We start from the raw sequence: 13219 nt of genomic DNA, 5'->3' as shown, positions 1-13219 counted from the left end.
GGTGGCCGGTCACCCCGTCACCCGGCTGACCGGCCGTCCGGCCCGCCGGGCCAGCGCGGCGAAGGCCACCGCGTCGACCACGGCCGCTCCGCCGGGGTCGTTGTTGAAGTAGACGTACGCCGGTTCGGTGTCGTCGAAGGCCGCGCCGAGGCGGCGTACCCAGGTGGCCAGCGCCGTGCGCCCGTAGCGTGGCCACGGCCGGGCCCGACCCTCGTGCAGGCGCAGGTAGCCGAAGTCGGTGGTGCGCCACAGCGGGGTGACCGGACGGCCGAGCCGGTCCGCCCACACCAGGGCCGCGCGGCGGCCCTCCAGCACCCGGCGGACCTCGTCGGTCCACCAGGACCGGTGGCGCGGCTCCACCGCCACCCGGACGTCGGCCGGGAACAGTCGCAGGGTGGCGTCCAGCGCGTCGGCGTCGGCGGGCAGGGTCGGTGGCAGTTGCACCAGCACCGGGCCGAGCCGGTCACCCAGCGCGGTGGCCCGGTCCAGGAAGCGGGCCACCGGCTCGGCCGGCTCCCGCAGCCGCCGGACGTGGGTCAGGTAGCGGCTCATCTTCACCGCCACGCAGAAGTCCGCCGGGGTACGCGCCCGCCACGCGGCGAAGGTCTCCCGTTCCGGTAGCCGGTAGAAGGCGTTGTTCACCTCCACGGTGGCGAACCGGGTGGCGAAGTGCTCCAACCAGAGCCGCTGCGGGAGCGTCGCCGGATAGAACCGGTCCCGCCAGTCGCGGTACTGCCATCCCGAGGTGCCGACCAGGAACACCACGTCCGCCTAGTGCAGGCCCAACGGGAAGACCTCGAAGGCGGCCCCGTACCGGACACCGAGGCGGGTGCCGGCGGGCCGGCTGACGCCCTCCAGGAACTCCTGCGCGTCGAAGCTGCCGTCGCCAAGCCCGCGCAGGTACGCGTCGTGCGCCCGCAGCGACGCCAGCCCCGCGCCGAAGGTGTCGGTCACGTCCACCCCGTGCCGGGACAGCGGCGAGGCGGCGGCCCAGACCTCGCGTACCCGGTTCCACGGTTCGAGTCCGTCGGTGAGCTGCTCCGCAAAGATCCAGCGGTTGCCGGCGTCCCGGGCGGCGTCCAGGGTCGCCCGCCCGGTGGCGATGTGGTCGGCCTGGTTGAGCACCGTCGCCCCGTCCCAGGTCTCCCGGAAGTTGTTGGTGATCACGATGTCGGGTCGGTGCCGGCGGATCACCTCGGTGATCGCCCGGCGCAGCGGCACGCCGTACTCCAGCAGACCGTCGGGCAGGCCGAGGAACTCCACGGCCGTCACCCCGACGACCCGCGCGGAGGCCCGCTGCTCCTCCTCGCGCAGCACCCGGGCGCGGTCCGGCGGCACCGCGTCGATTCCCGCCTCGCCGCTGGTCACCAGGCAGTAGACGACCTGCTTGCCCTGCCCCGTCCAGCGGGCGATCGCGGCGGCGGCGCCGAACTCCAGGTCGTCCGGGTGGGCCACCACGGCCAAGGCCCGCTGCCAGTCCTCGGTCACCGGCGTCAGCGGCTCCGGTTGTCCCACCATGGCCTCCTTGTCCCGTACCTGGCGTCCATCCTGGCACCACCGCCCGCTCCCCGCCGCCCGGGGACGAACCCGGGGGCTGGCCGGGTGGCGCCCGGGTCCCAACCCCGCAGGTGCGGACCCGGCGAATCGCCCGTGTGGTCGGGTCCTGGGGTCTACGGTGTGGTTAGAGACGATCTGGCGTGGGGTACCACCCGCTGACGACAGACCCCGACCGACGGCGGGGCGGCACACCCGAGGGAGCACCCATGGCACTCAACGACGACGACATGCAGACCACCAGCGGCGGCGGCGCGGAGGGTCCGGCCGATGGTGGGGCGACCCCGGGCCGGCAGGACGGTGGCGCCGACGGCGGCGCGGAGGGTCCGGCTGACGGTGGGGCGACCCCGGGCCGGCAGGACGGTGGCGCCGACGGCGGCGCGGAGGGTCCGGCCGATGGTGGGGCGACCCCGGGCCAGCAGGACGGTGGCGCCGACGGCAGCGCCGACTGACCGACCATCATGACGATCATCGACCCGCCGGGTGGCCGTGGCCGCCCGGCGGTTCCGTCCGCCATGCACGCGCTGGCCCGCTGCGTCGGCGTCGAGCCGGCCAAGTTCGCCACCGCGTACTGGGGTCGGCAGCCGTTGCTGTCCCGCGCCGCCGAGCTGCCGAACCCGCGTGGCTTCTCCGACCTGCTCAGCTCCGCCGACGCCGACGAGTTGCTGAGTCGGCGTGGCCTGCGTACGCCGTTCCTGCGGGTGGCCAAGGACGGCCAGCTCGTGCCCGCGGCCCGCTACACCGGCACCGGTGGCGCGGGCGCCGAGATCGGCGACCAGGTCCTCGACGAGAAGATTCTGGAGTTGTACGCCTCCGGCGCCACGCTGGTCCTGCAGGGACTGCACCGTACCTGGCCGGCGTTGGTCGCCTTCGCCCGCGACCTGGGCACCGCGTTGGCCCAGCCGCTCCAGGTCAACGCCTACCTGACCCCGGCCGGCAACCAGGGCTTCGCCACCCACTACGACACCCACGACGTCTTCGTGCTCCAGGTCGACGGCCGCAAGCACTGGCGGATCCACCCGCCGGTGCTGCCGGACCCGCTGGAGAAGCAACCGTGGGGTGGCCGGGCCGACGAGGTGTCCGCCACCGCCACCGGTCCCGCCGCCCTGGACGTGGTACTCGAACCCGGTGACGCGCTCTACCTGCCCCGCGGCTGGCTGCACAGCGCGCAGGCGCAGGAGTCCCGGTCGCTGCACCTGACCGTGGGCATCCGGGCGCTGACCCGGTACGCGCTGGTGGAGGAACTGCTGGCGCTCGCCGCCGAGGATCCACGGCTGCGTGCCGGGCTGCCGTTCGGTATCGACGTGGCCGACCCGGACGCGATCGAGCCGGAACTGACCGAGACGGTCGAGGCGCTGCGCGACTGGCTGCTGCGGGCCGATCCGGCGGCGCTGGCCGCCCGGCTGCGACAGCGGGCCTGGCCCGCCGTCCGGCCGGCACCGATCCGGCCCCTGGCCCAGGCCGCCGCGCTCGACGCGCTGGACTCCGACAGCCGGATCGCCCCCCGGGGTGGGCTGCGCTGGCAACTCGCCGCCACCGGCGACGACCGGGTTGCGTTGCGTCTGTTCGACCGGACGATCACTCTGCCGGCGCAGTGCGCGCCCGCGCTGCGTGCCCTGCTCACCGGGGACGGGATCCGGGTCGGGGACCTGCCCGGACTGGACGACGACGCCGATCGGCTGGTGCTGGCCCGCCGGCTGCTGCGCGAGGCCGTCGCCGTCCCGGCCTGACCCCGGCCGACCACCGCGCCCGGCCGGTCGGGGGCGCGGTCAGCGGGCCGCGACCAGCAACGTCACCGTGGTCGCCAGACCGGCCACCAGCACGATCGCGGCCGGGCGGGGGCCGAGCAGGGCGTGCCGCCGGTCGGCCAGCCGCTTGGCCGGAGCCAGCCCGGCCAGCGGACCGAGCAGGGTCACCACCAGCGCCAGCACCGGCATTCCCACCGCCAGGTCGCCGCCGTACCGGGCACCCACCGCCCGGGCACCGACACCCAACGCGTACGCCAGCAGCGCGCCCGCCACCCCGCAGAGCGCCAGCAGCGGGTTCGCCGAGCCCGGTAGTTCCCCCGGCTGACCGGCGCGGTCGAGCAGGTCCCGTACCGTGCGCAACGCGTCGACCGGATCGCCGGTGGCGTCACGGGCCGGCCCCGGCGGCGGTCCGAGCCGTCGTGCGCCCAGTCCCAGCCGGCCGCGCAGCTCCGCCCACAGGTGGGTCACCTCGGCGTCCACACGGTCGGCCAGGGACCGGGCCTCGGCCAGCTCCGCCTCGGCACGGCGCAGCTGCTCGTCCGCCTCGGCGACGGCCCGTTCGGCGGCGGCGCACTGCTGGTCGTACCAGGCCTGCGCCTCGGCGCGCTGGGTTGCTACCCGGCCGGTCAGCTCGGCGAGGCGGCGGACGTGGGCGGCGTACGTGTCACTGGCGACCGGTTCGTTCATCGGGACGGACCATAAGGGATGATCACCTGTCCGGTGCGGTGCACCGCTCGGTCGAAGAACAGCCCCCGCCACGGGCGCGGGTACCAGTCCGGCCCTCCGGTGCCCGGGTACAGCGACGAACCCAGCTCACCGCCCTGCACATCGAGCGCCACCCAGGCCCCGATCTGGTCGGTACGGGCGGCCGGCCCGCCCAGGTCGGCCCGCATCCGGGCCACCCCCCGCCACCAGGCCAGCACGTGGGTACGCCGTTCCGGCCCGTCGTGCAGGATCCGGCGCAGCCGGTCCAGGCCGTCGCGCCCGCCGGTGCTCACCGACAGCGCGCCGGCCGCCGCGTCGACGGCGAACAGGAACAGGTAGTGCGGTGTGCTCGGGGTGCCGGGCCGGCCCAGCGCCTCGACGGTCTCGGCCATCAGCTCCGGCACCGTCTCCTCGTCGTACCAGGCGGCGTCGTCGGCCAGGTCGGCGTAGAGGGCGCGGGCCGCCGGGTCGGCGTCCGGGTCCAGGCAGGCGATGGAGTAGCGGGCGGTGCCGGGACGGTGCTGGCGCGCCAGGGAGCGGGCGGCGGCGTCGAGAACCGCGCACGCCTCGTCGACCCGGGTGCCGAGCACGGCCAGGTTCCGTCCGGGCGCCCGGGGCAGGCGCAGCGAAGCGGAGCGGGCCTGCACGTCGATGATCTCCCCGAGCAGCGCCACCGGCCCCCGGGGTGGGGTATCACCGGCCGGCGGGGTGAGCGCGCGGAAGTCGGGCGCCTCGGCCAGCCGGGGCACCGCGTCGCCGTCGAAGAGCCGGGCCGGGGCGGCGTCGGCCGGCCGCATCCGCCACAGCCGGTGCTGCAGCTCGCTCCAGGTCTCCCAGTCGCCGGCCGAGGGGATCCGGGCGACCTGGTTGCCCTCGGCCATTCCGGACTCGGCGTTGACCACCGCGTGGTACTTCGGCAGCGCCTGCGCCGCGTCGTTGCGCTCGGCGAGGATCCGCAGCGCCTTGGGCAGCGCGATCCGCAGGGTGAACTGGGCGACCAGCGCCGGCCGCCCCCACAACGCCTCGATGCCGCGTACGTCCTGCGAGGCGAGCACCAGGTGGATGCCCTGCGAGCGGCCCCGCCGGGCCAGGTCCTCCAGCAGGTCGGCGGCCTCCCGGGCGACCACGTCGCGGCCGGCCAGCAGCGCCTGGAACTCGTCCACCACCGCCACGATCCGTGGCCAGTGCCCGGTCGGGTCCACCGCGCGTAACTCGGCGAGCTTGGTGACCTCGTGCTTCTTCGCCGCGTCGGCGCGTCGACGCAGCTCCTCGGCGAGGAACCGCAGCAACGCCAGCCCGAACTCCCGGTCGGTGTTGACGTTGATGCCAACCAGCCGCATGTGCGGCAGCCAGCTCGGGTCGCGCCGGCCCTGGGCGAACCGGGCGAAGGACACCCCCTCCTTGAAGTCGAGCAGGTAGAACTCCAGTTCGGACGGGGAGTAGCGGGCGGCCAGCGCGCCGATCCAGGCGAAGATCAGGTTGGTCTTGCCGGTGCCGGACGGCCCGCCGATCAGCGCGTGCGGCGGATAGTCACCGAGGGTGAGCAGCACCGGGCGGCCGTGTGGGCCCTCGCCGATGGGGGCGGTGAGCCCGTGCGCCGAATCCTCCCGCCACATCTGCTCGGGCGGAGGAAGCAGGTCGGTGAAGGGGGTCGGTGGCGGGCCGGCGTTGACCCGGGAGGCGATCTCCCGGCAGGTCTCGGTGACCAGCGCGGCGGGCGGTGGTGGGTCGAGGCGTACCGGCAGGCCGGTGGGGCCGCCGACGCGCGCCGCGCCCGGTTCGGCGACGATCCGGGTGAGCGTCGGGTCGTCCGGCAGCTCGATGCCGCGGACCACCAGGTGGACCCCGCAGGCCGCACCGGTGCGGACCACCCGGTCGAGTTGGCCGCGCTCGTGCCGCGACGGTTCGTCCCCGCCGAGCAGCACCGCCACCCGCCACGGCTCGGGTCTGCGGCCGGTCGCCGCGGCCAGTTCGCGCAGCGAGGCGTACTCGCCGGCGAGGACCGTCTCGTTGATCCGGCGGATCTGTTCCACCAGGTCGTCCAGGAGCCGTCCCAGCCCACCGGGACCGACGAAGGTGAGCAGCCCGGCGGTGCCGAGCGGGGCGAATCCGGCCAGGCCGCCGCCGAGGTGTTCGGGATCGTAGCCGTGCAGGCGCACCGCGCCGGGATCGGCCCGGCCGACGCCGCGCAGCAGCAGCGCGGAGACGACCGCGTCGCCGCCGTGCCGGTCGGTGCCGGACACCTGCACGTGCCCGGCGTCCAGCAGTGGGACCAGCGCCGGGACCGGTTCCGCGCCGGGGATGCGCAGGGTGCCCACCCGGGTCGGGCCGACCGGTTCACGCCGGCCGGCGGGGGTGGGCCGCCATTCGGCCCACGGCGCGGACGCCGCGCCGGGTGCCTCCCGCATCGCCGCGGCGGCGGCCCGTCGGGCCAGCTCGGTGATCCGGGTGGCGTGCCGCTCGTCGATTTCGGCGAGCCGGCGGTCCCGCTCCGCGGCGACCCGCTGCGGCACGGCGGCAGCGGCCCGCCGGGTGCGGGCCAGCCGCTCCCGTACGGCGGCCAGTTCCGCCTCGGCCGTGCTCAGCCGGGTACGGCTGGCGCCACCGGCCTCGGCGAGCAGCCCACGCACCCGGGACACCAGGTGGCCACGCAGGTCAGCCACGGGGGGCGCCATCCGGTCCGGTCGCGGTGCTCCGCCCGCCCGGGCGGCCCTCGGCCACCGCCTCCCGGCGCGCGTCGGTCTCCTCGGTGCGGGGCAGGTCGCGGCCGAGCCGGGACAGCAGCACCCCGGTCACCACCCCGGCGGTGACGGCCGGGTCGGCGGCGTGCGGCTGTTCCTCGCCCTCGCCCCGCCGTGGCGGCGGCATCCGGCAGAGCCGGGTGAGCAGGGTGTCCAGCACCGGTGGGGGCAGTCCGGGGAGCAGGTCGCGGACCCGGCCGTCCAGCTCGTTGCGCAGCCGGCTCAGGTCGTCGGCGCGGGGTGGGTGACCGAGCAGTTCGCCGGCGAGGTCGCGCAGCAGCGGCGGCGCGATCGCGGCCATGCCGAGGCCGACGTCGGCGTGCGCGCCGCGCAGCTCCCGGCGCAGCCGGTCCCGGTCGCCCGAGCGGACCCCGCCCACCACCCGGCGCAGCAGCTCCCGGGAGTCGGCGACGCGTTCGTCCGGTTCGTCCGGCGGGCCCTCCCGGCCGCCGGTCAGTTCGGCGACCCGCACCGACCACCAGCGGGTGACGGTGGGATCCTCCTGCTGCCGCTCCGGCGGCGCGGCGGGTGGCGTGGCCTCGTCCCGGGGTGCGTCGTGTCTCGGCGCCCGGCTCGCCGGTGGGGCCGGTGGGGCACCGTCCGGGGCGAGCCCGATCGCGGCCAGGTACGCCGAGAGTTGCTCCTGGGCCACCCGCAGGGCGTGCCCGGCCGACTCGGCGTGCTCGACGGCCGCGGCGAGTTCCGGCACTCCCATCGGATTCGCCGACTCCTGCCGGACCCAGCGCAACCGCTCGGTGGCCTGGCCGAACTTCTCCAACGCCAGGGCCAGCTGGGCGAGGGGGAACTCCTCGGCGGCGGCGCGCACCTGGGCCCCCACGTCCTCCACGATGGACATGGCGACCGCTCAGAGGGTCGAGACGTAGAGCTGTGCCTGCTCCACCGCGACCAGGGTCGCGGCGAGGCATTCCTCCAGCTCCTGGCCGGCCTGGGTCAGTGAGGCCTGGGCCGCCTCCACGGTCTCGTGGCCGCTGCCCTCCAGGGCCCCGGCGAGGGTCTGCTGTGCCTCGGCGAGTTTCTCGCCGGCGGCCTGGACCGCTGTCTGACCGTCCCCGATCTGTTGGAGGGCGACCTCGATGGCTGCCTTCAGTTCGGCGACGCTCGCCACGGTGACCTCCTGGGGGCGGGGAGACGTCCATTACAACGCATACCCGGTCGGTAAAGAACTTCCACCCTGGACATGTCCGGCCCGGATCGCTCCGATCAACGCCACGACGTGCGCCCCTGTGCCGCTCGTCCCGGCTGACCGGTCCCGTCCACACCCCATCCGGTCCCGCTGACCGGACCCGAGCCCTCGCCGGATCTACCGCCTCGGAGAGCGGTTTCCGGGCGTGCCGACCTGGCACCCGAGCCGCCGCGACGGGCGCGGGGCCATCAGGGGCGGGGCAGCCACCGGGGGCCGTGAACCTCGGCGCCGAGGCGGTTCACCCGGGCCCGCAGCTCCCGGTCGGCCGTCACCACCAGTCGACGGCGATCCGGAGCGGCGCGCACCAGGTCGACGATGGTGTCGTCGCCGGAGCCGGGAGCCGGCACCGTACGCACCTCGGGCGTCCCGCGGACCTCCCGGGCCGCCCCCTCCACCACCAGCACCACCTCCACCGGCGGCGGCAGTTCGGGTGGCAGCCCGCGCGCGGCCAGCGGGGCCAGGGCGTCCCGCAGCCGGGCCGCCGCCCCGGCCCGGTCCCGCCACCAGCCGTCGGGTCGGGAACCGACCACGTTGGCGCCGTCGACGATCAGCAGCGGGCGGGTCTCCATACCCCCCAGCCTGTCACCCCGGCGCGTTTGTCGCGCCGGCCCCCGGGTAGCCACCGGCGACCGTGCCGCGCCCGCAGGTCGCCTTGGGCGAGGCGTGCCGCGCCCCGAGGAGCGGAGGGAAGATGATGGGACCCGGTGACTACGGCGCCGATCCGTGGGACGAGTTCCTGGCCCGGTACTTCGGCCGCGGTGAGGGTGGACGCCGACCGGCCCACCGGGTCGACATCACCCGACTGATGACCGCCGACGCCCGGGAAATGCTGGCCGACGCCGCGCGGCGGGCCGCCGAGAAGCACAGCAACGACCTGGACACCGACCACCTGTTGTGGGCGGCGTTGCAGCGCGAGCCCCTGCGCGACCTGGTACGCCGGGCCGGCGCCGACCCGGACACGCTGGTCAACGCCCTCGGCGGCCGGGGCGAGGGGGTGCCCGGCGGCGAGGTGCCGCCGAACCTGTCGCTGACCCCGGCGGCGAAGCGGGCCCTGCTCGACGCCCACCAACTCTCCCGCGCGATGGGGGCGAACTACATCGGCCCCGAGCACATCCTGATGGCGTTGCCACTCAACCCGGAATCGCCGGCCGGTCGGATGCTCGCCGCCGGGCGGATCCAGCCAGAGTCGCTGCAGGCCGCCAGCGCCGAACGTGGCCCGGCGGGCGGGCCGCGCCCGGACCGCGGCACCCCCACCCTCGACCAGTACGGGCAGGACCTCACCGATCTGGCCCGCAACGACCAGATCGACCCGGTGATCGGGCGCGCCGAGGAGATCGAGCAGGCCGTGGAGATCCTCTCCCGGCGGACCAAGAACAACCCGGTGCTCATCGGCGAGGCGGGCGTCGGCAAGACCGCCATCGTGGAGGGACTGGCGGAGCGGATCTGCGACGGCGACGTGCCGCAGACCCTGATCGGCAAGCGCGTGGTGCAGCTCGACCTCGCCGGGCTGGTCGCCGGCACCCGCTACCGGGGTGACTTCGAGGAACGGCTGAAGAAGGTGATCGAGGAGATCCGGGCCCACCGGGACGAGCTGATCATCTTCCTGGACGAGATCCACACCCTGGTCGGCGCCGGCGGTGCCGGCAGCGAGGGTGGCATGGACGCCTCCAACATGCTCAAACCCGCCCTGGCCCGGGGCGAGCTGCGGGTCATCGGCGCGACCACACTGGACGAGCACCGTCGCAGCATCGAGAAGGACGCGGCGCTGGCGCGGCGTTTCCAACCGGTGCTGGTACCCGAGCCCAGCGTCGAGGACACCGTGGCCATCCTGCGCGGCCTGCGGGACCGCTACGAGGCCCACCACCAGGTCCGGTTCACCGACGAGGCGCTGGTCGCCGCCGCCGAACTCTCCGACCGGTACGTCACCGACCGGTACCTGCCGGACAAGGCGATCGACCTGATCGACCAGGCCGGCGCGCGGGTCCGGCTACGGACCCGCACCCCCGCCTCGGACGTACGGGAGTTGGAGCAGCAGCTCGACGAGGTACGCCGGGACAAGGAGCAGGCCGTCGCCGACGAGCAGTACGAGAAGGCGTCCGCGCTGCGCGACCGCCTGGCCGAGATCGAGGAGCAGCTGCGCCGCGCCCAGGGCGACGAGGGTGGCCACCACGTCCCGTCGGTCGGCCCCGCGGAGATCGCCGAGGTGGTCTCCCGGGCCACCGGCATCCCGGTCAGCCAGCTCACCGAGGAGGAGCGGGAGCGGCTGCTGCGGCTGGAGGGCCAGCTGCACGCGAAGGTCGTCGGGCAGGACGACGCGGTCAGCGCGGTGGCCGAGGCGGTGCGCCGCTCCCGTACCGGACTGGCCGACCCGAACCGCCCGATGGGCAGTTTCCTGTTCCTCGGCCCGACCGGGGTCGGCAAGACCGAGCTGGCCCGGGCCCTGGCCGAGGCGCTCTTCGGCGAGGCCGAGCGGATGGTCCGGCTGGACATGAGCGAGTTCCAGGAGCGGCACACGGTGGCCCGGCTGGTCGGGGCACCCCCCGGTTATGTCGGGTACGAGGAGGCCGGCCAGCTCACCGAGGCGGTGCGCCGCCGACCGTACGCGGTGGTGCTGCTCGACGAGGTCGAGAAGGCCCACCCGGACGTGTTCAACATCCTGCTGCAGGTGCTCGACGACGGCCGGCTCACCGACAGCCAGGGTCGGACGGTGAACTTCAAGAACACCGTACTGATCATGACGAGCAACCTGGGCGCGGAGCTGATCACGGGCAGCCAGCGCGCGGTGGGCTTCGGCGCGGGCGAGTCCGGCGGCGGGGGGGAGAGCGACGAACTGCGGGAACGGCTGATGCGCCGGCTCCAGGAGACCTTCCGCCCGGAGTTCCTCAACCGGATCGACGAGACGATCATCTTCCGCCGGCTGGAGACCCAGCAGCTACGGCAGATCACCGAGCTGCTGCTGGAGGAGACCCGCCGCCGGCTACACGCCCAGGACGTGCGGATCGAGGTGACCACCGCCGGTATCGACTGGTTGGCCGAGCACGGCTACCAGCCGGAGTTCGGGGCGCGGCCGCTGCGCCGGGTCATCCAGCGGGAGGTCGACAACCGGCTGTCCCGGATGCTGCTGGAAAACCAGATCTCTCCCGGCCAGAAGGTCACCGTCGACGCCCGCGACGGTCAGCTCACCATCGAGGTGGCCGCCGGTGGTTCCGGCCACACCCCGGCCACCACGTCGCACCCACGATGACGCGGAGGGCGAGGAGATGACCGAACCGGAGGAGACCAGGGACAACACCGAGCGCAGCGAACCGATCCTCGCCCCGCCGACGGCGAACCCGGCCCGGGTGCAAGTGCCGGCGGAGGGGCCGAAGCAGCAGACCGACGGGGACCCGGCACCGGCCGGGCGACCGGAAGAGGAGGCGTGATGGCACGCGAGCAGCGACTCGACCCCGAGGTCGAAGTGATCTGGGAGGACTTCCACGCCGAGGTCAACGTCCCCTCCGAACAGCTGCGGCAGTGGCTGCTCACCCGCGGCTCCGGGGAGGAGTCGTTCGGGCCGAACCCGGACCTCGACCTGCCGGAGCCGGGCCGGCGGATCCTGCGGGTGCTGACCAAACGCAAGGTGGACCTGACCCCGGAGGACATCGAGGTGATGCGGGAGGCGATCGACCGCATCCGGGCGCTGACGGCGGAGAAGCCCCGCGCCGGCAACTCCGACGACCAGTGGCGGCACGCCCTGCTCGACCTGGGGCACGACGTCCTCGTCGAACGCTGATCCCAGCGGCGTGCCCGCGGACCCGGTGGTCCGCGGGCACCGGCGTCCGCCGGTCAGGACTCCAGACTGGGCAGTTGCAGGCCGGCGGCGGTGGCGGCGCTCTGCCGGTCGGCCAGGGTGCGTTCCTCCCGGCTGAGCAGGGTGGCGTACTCGGTGACGTCGGTCGGGTCCGGCACCTCCGGCAGGCGGCGCAGGAACGCCTCGACATCGCGGGCCGCGGCGGTGTGCGCGGCGGCTGCCCGACGCAGCAGCTCCCGCTCGTCGTCGGTGGGATGGAGATCGGTCATACCGCCTCTGATACCCGTCGTCAGGCCGTTCGCACCCCCGGTCGGGCCGGCGCGGGGCGAGCCCCGAACTCGGGGTGGTGCCGCAGCCAGGCCAGGTAGTCCGGATGCACGCCCAGCGAGTCGGTGTACGCGGCCACCGCCCCTTCCAGCACCGGCTCGGCGACCCGGGCGGCGGGGGAGTCGGGGTGCCAGCCGAGCAGCAGCCGCCACCGCAGCGGCGTGCCGGTCAGCCGACGGGTCACCAAACCGGCCACCGGGCGGAAGGTGGCCTGGCAGAGCGCGACCGCCTCCCCGGCGTCGACCAGATCCATGCAGCCGCGCACGTCGGTCTCGTACACCTTGCGCGGGGTGAAACCGGCGCGGGCGCAGGCGGCGGCGAAACAGTCGCCGAAGCACCCGTCGCCCGGCGCGGCCACCCACTGCTCGTCGCTCAGCTCCGCCAGGCCGATCTCGTCGCGGCCGGCCATCGGATGCCATGCGGGCAGGAGCACCAGCACCGGGTCGACGGCCACCTCCCGCCAGCTCAACCCGAACTCCGCGGGCGGGTTGGCGTCCCCGCAGATGCCGGTCAGGGCGAAGTCCAGCCGCCCACCGGCCACCAGCGTGGCCAACTCGTCGGCCGACCAGGAGGCGTACGTGGTGATCTGTGCCTGGGGCTGCGCGGCGGCGAGCCGGTGCACCAGGCGACCGAGGATCGGGCTGTTCACGCCGCCGAACCGGTAGCGGGCCAGCGCGTCGTCCGCCCCGGCCAGCCGGGCCGCCTCGTCCTGCAGGCCCTTCATCGCCGGCAGCAGCACCCGGGCCCGGGCCAGGACCAGCTCCCCCAGCGCGGTGGGACGGGCCCCGCGCCGGTCCCGTTCGAACAGCGGGCCGCCCAGTGTGCGCTCGATGCGCTGCAGCTGCGCGGTCAGGGCCGGTTGGGCCAGGCCGAGGGCCGATGCCGCCTTGGTCACGCTCCCCGTCTCGGCGATCGCGCAGACCACCCGCAGGTGCCGCAGCTCCAGATTCATAACGTGACGGTAGGACCACGCCACGGTCAGGGGAAGGCCCTGAACGTATTGGTGTGGATCAGTCGCGGTCGTCGTCGGAGTCGATCGGGTACGTCCGCCGTCCGGTGACCGCGTCGCGCACCTTGTCCACCACCCCCCACGCCGGATCGACCAGGCGGTTCCAGGGCGGAGTGGCCGGGCTGTCGGGGTGCGGGCGGG

At 74.8% G+C, this 13219-nt stretch carries 14 protein-coding genes and 1 pseudogene; 5 read left to right on the top strand and 10 right to left on the bottom strand.

The genetic code is table 11. From position 1 onward, the window contains the following. Window positions 1-9 precede the first annotated feature (9 nt). Window positions 10-765, bottom strand: coding sequence for a DUF72 domain-containing protein (locus E1166_RS12500; RefSeq protein WP_132338609.1), 756 nt, complete (start codon window positions 763-765; stop codon window positions 10-12). 6 nt (window positions 766-771) lie between these two features. Beyond that, complete coding sequence (locus tag E1166_RS12495; RefSeq protein ID WP_243710318.1) at window positions 772-1518, bottom strand: PIG-L deacetylase family protein; 747 nt, start codon at window positions 1516-1518, stop codon at window positions 772-774. A gap of 245 nt (window positions 1519-1763) precedes the next feature. On the opposite strand from E1166_RS12495, the gene E1166_RS12490 reads away from it, so the two are divergent. Together E1166_RS12490 and E1166_RS12485 are read left to right on the top strand one after the other, a co-directional pair. Next, window positions 1764-2006: a hypothetical protein gene (locus tag E1166_RS12490; protein ID WP_132263557.1), complete on the top strand. Its 243-nt coding sequence runs from the start codon at window positions 1764-1766 to the stop codon at window positions 2004-2006. Window positions 2007-2015: 9 nt separating this feature from the next. Continuing rightward, on the top strand, window positions 2016-3284 hold the full coding sequence (locus E1166_RS12485; protein ID WP_132338605.1) for a cupin domain-containing protein: 1269 nt from the start codon (window positions 2016-2018) through the stop codon (window positions 3282-3284). Between the two features lie 39 nt (window positions 3285-3323). Here the strand turns inward: E1166_RS12485 and E1166_RS12480 are convergent, their stop codons facing one another. The 5 genes from E1166_RS12480 to E1166_RS12460 all read right to left on the bottom strand — a co-directional run bounded on the left by E1166_RS12480 (window position 3324) and on the right by E1166_RS12460 (window position 8521). Then, complete coding sequence (locus tag E1166_RS12480) at window positions 3324-3989, bottom strand: hypothetical protein (protein WP_132263553.1); 666 nt, start codon at window positions 3987-3989, stop codon at window positions 3324-3326. Continuing rightward, a complete protein-coding gene (locus E1166_RS12475) occupies window positions 3986-6670 on the bottom strand; it encodes an FtsK/SpoIIIE domain-containing protein (protein ID WP_132338603.1) in 2685 nt (894 codons plus the stop codon). The genes E1166_RS12480 and E1166_RS12475 overlap by 4 nt, the downstream gene beginning before the upstream one ends. Then, on the bottom strand, window positions 6663-7604 hold the full coding sequence (locus E1166_RS12470; protein WP_243710317.1) for a hypothetical protein: 942 nt from the start codon (window positions 7602-7604) through the stop codon (window positions 6663-6665). The genes E1166_RS12475 and E1166_RS12470 overlap by 8 nt, the downstream gene beginning before the upstream one ends. A gap of 9 nt (window positions 7605-7613) precedes the next feature. After that, window positions 7614-7874: a hypothetical protein gene (locus E1166_RS12465; RefSeq protein WP_132186691.1), complete on the bottom strand. Its 261-nt coding sequence runs from the start codon at window positions 7872-7874 to the stop codon at window positions 7614-7616. 266 nt (window positions 7875-8140) lie between these two features. Beyond that, entirely contained in the window at window positions 8141-8521 is a 381-nt protein-coding gene (locus E1166_RS12460; protein WP_132263549.1) for a hypothetical protein, read from the bottom strand. Between the two features lie 122 nt (window positions 8522-8643). Here E1166_RS12460 and E1166_RS12455 point away from each other — a divergent pair, with 122 nt between their 5' ends. The 3 genes from E1166_RS12455 to E1166_RS12450 are packed head-to-tail and all read left to right on the top strand — an operon-like array spanning window position 8644 to window position 11724. After that, window positions 8644-11196: an ATP-dependent Clp protease ATP-binding subunit gene (locus tag E1166_RS12455; RefSeq protein ID WP_132338601.1), complete on the top strand. Its 2553-nt coding sequence runs from the start codon at window positions 8644-8646 to the stop codon at window positions 11194-11196. A gap of 16 nt (window positions 11197-11212) precedes the next feature. Beyond that, complete coding sequence (locus E1166_RS30885) at window positions 11213-11374, top strand: hypothetical protein (RefSeq protein WP_165944319.1); 162 nt, start codon at window positions 11213-11215, stop codon at window positions 11372-11374. Further along, on the top strand, window positions 11374-11724 hold the full coding sequence (locus E1166_RS12450; protein WP_132338599.1) for a DUF3140 domain-containing protein: 351 nt from the start codon (window positions 11374-11376) through the stop codon (window positions 11722-11724). Before E1166_RS30885 ends, E1166_RS12450 begins: the two co-directional genes overlap by 1 nt. A gap of 53 nt (window positions 11725-11777) precedes the next feature. Here the strand turns inward: E1166_RS12450 and E1166_RS12445 are convergent, their stop codons facing one another. From E1166_RS12445 to E1166_RS31970, 3 genes and pseudogenes are all read right to left on the bottom strand, one after another. Next, entirely contained in the window at window positions 11778-12011 is a 234-nt protein-coding gene (locus E1166_RS12445) for a hypothetical protein (RefSeq protein ID WP_132263543.1), read from the bottom strand. Window positions 12012-12031: 20 nt separating this feature from the next. Continuing rightward, the gene (locus E1166_RS12440) at window positions 12032-13021 is read right to left on the bottom strand and encodes a LysR family transcriptional regulator (RefSeq protein ID WP_132263541.1); all 990 of its coding nucleotides are present in this window, start codon (window positions 13019-13021) and stop codon (window positions 12032-12034) included. A 58-nt stretch (window positions 13022-13079) separates the two neighbouring features. Then, a pseudogene (locus tag E1166_RS31970) lies at window positions 13080-13219 on the bottom strand (hemerythrin domain-containing protein); the annotation flags it as partial.

The sequence above is a fragment of the Micromonospora sp. KC213 genome (assembly GCF_004348325.1).
Classification (GTDB): domain Bacteria; phylum Actinomycetota; class Actinomycetes; order Mycobacteriales; family Micromonosporaceae; genus Micromonospora.
Note: the sequence above shows the minus strand (reverse complement) of the source record. Positions and strands in the feature narration are given on the sequence as shown.

What these genes read in the sequence shown, in the direction of transcription:
- E1166_RS12460 (WP_132263549.1), bottom strand. Translation starts at nt 8,521, where the DNA reads ATGGAGACCCGCCCGCTGCTGATCGTCGACGGCGCCAACGTGGTCGGT.
- E1166_RS12485 (WP_132338605.1), top strand. Translation starts at nt 2,016, where the DNA reads ATGACGATCATCGACCCGCCGGGTGGCCGTGGCCGCCCGGCGGTTCCG.
- E1166_RS12495 (WP_243710318.1), bottom strand. Translation starts at nt 1,518, where the DNA reads ATGGTGGGACAACCGGAGCCGCTGACGCCGGTGACCGAGGACTGGCAG.
- E1166_RS12480 (WP_132263553.1), bottom strand. Translation starts at nt 3,989, where the DNA reads ATGAACGAACCGGTCGCCAGTGACACGTACGCCGCCCACGTCCGCCGC.
- E1166_RS12490 (WP_132263557.1), top strand. Translation starts at nt 1,764, where the DNA reads ATGGCACTCAACGACGACGACATGCAGACCACCAGCGGCGGCGGCGCG.
- E1166_RS30885 (WP_165944319.1), top strand. Translation starts at nt 11,213, where the DNA reads ATGACCGAACCGGAGGAGACCAGGGACAACACCGAGCGCAGCGAACCG.
- E1166_RS12455 (WP_132338601.1), top strand. Translation starts at nt 8,644, where the DNA reads ATGATGGGACCCGGTGACTACGGCGCCGATCCGTGGGACGAGTTCCTG.
- E1166_RS12470 (WP_243710317.1), bottom strand. Translation starts at nt 7,604, where the DNA reads ATGTCCATCGTGGAGGACGTGGGGGCCCAGGTGCGCGCCGCCGCCGAG.
- E1166_RS12440 (WP_132263541.1), bottom strand. Translation starts at nt 13,021, where the DNA reads ATGAATCTGGAGCTGCGGCACCTGCGGGTGGTCTGCGCGATCGCCGAG.
- E1166_RS12445 (WP_132263543.1), bottom strand. Translation starts at nt 12,011, where the DNA reads ATGACCGATCTCCATCCCACCGACGACGAGCGGGAGCTGCTGCGTCGG.
- E1166_RS12450 (WP_132338599.1), top strand. Translation starts at nt 11,374, where the DNA reads ATGGCACGCGAGCAGCGACTCGACCCCGAGGTCGAAGTGATCTGGGAG.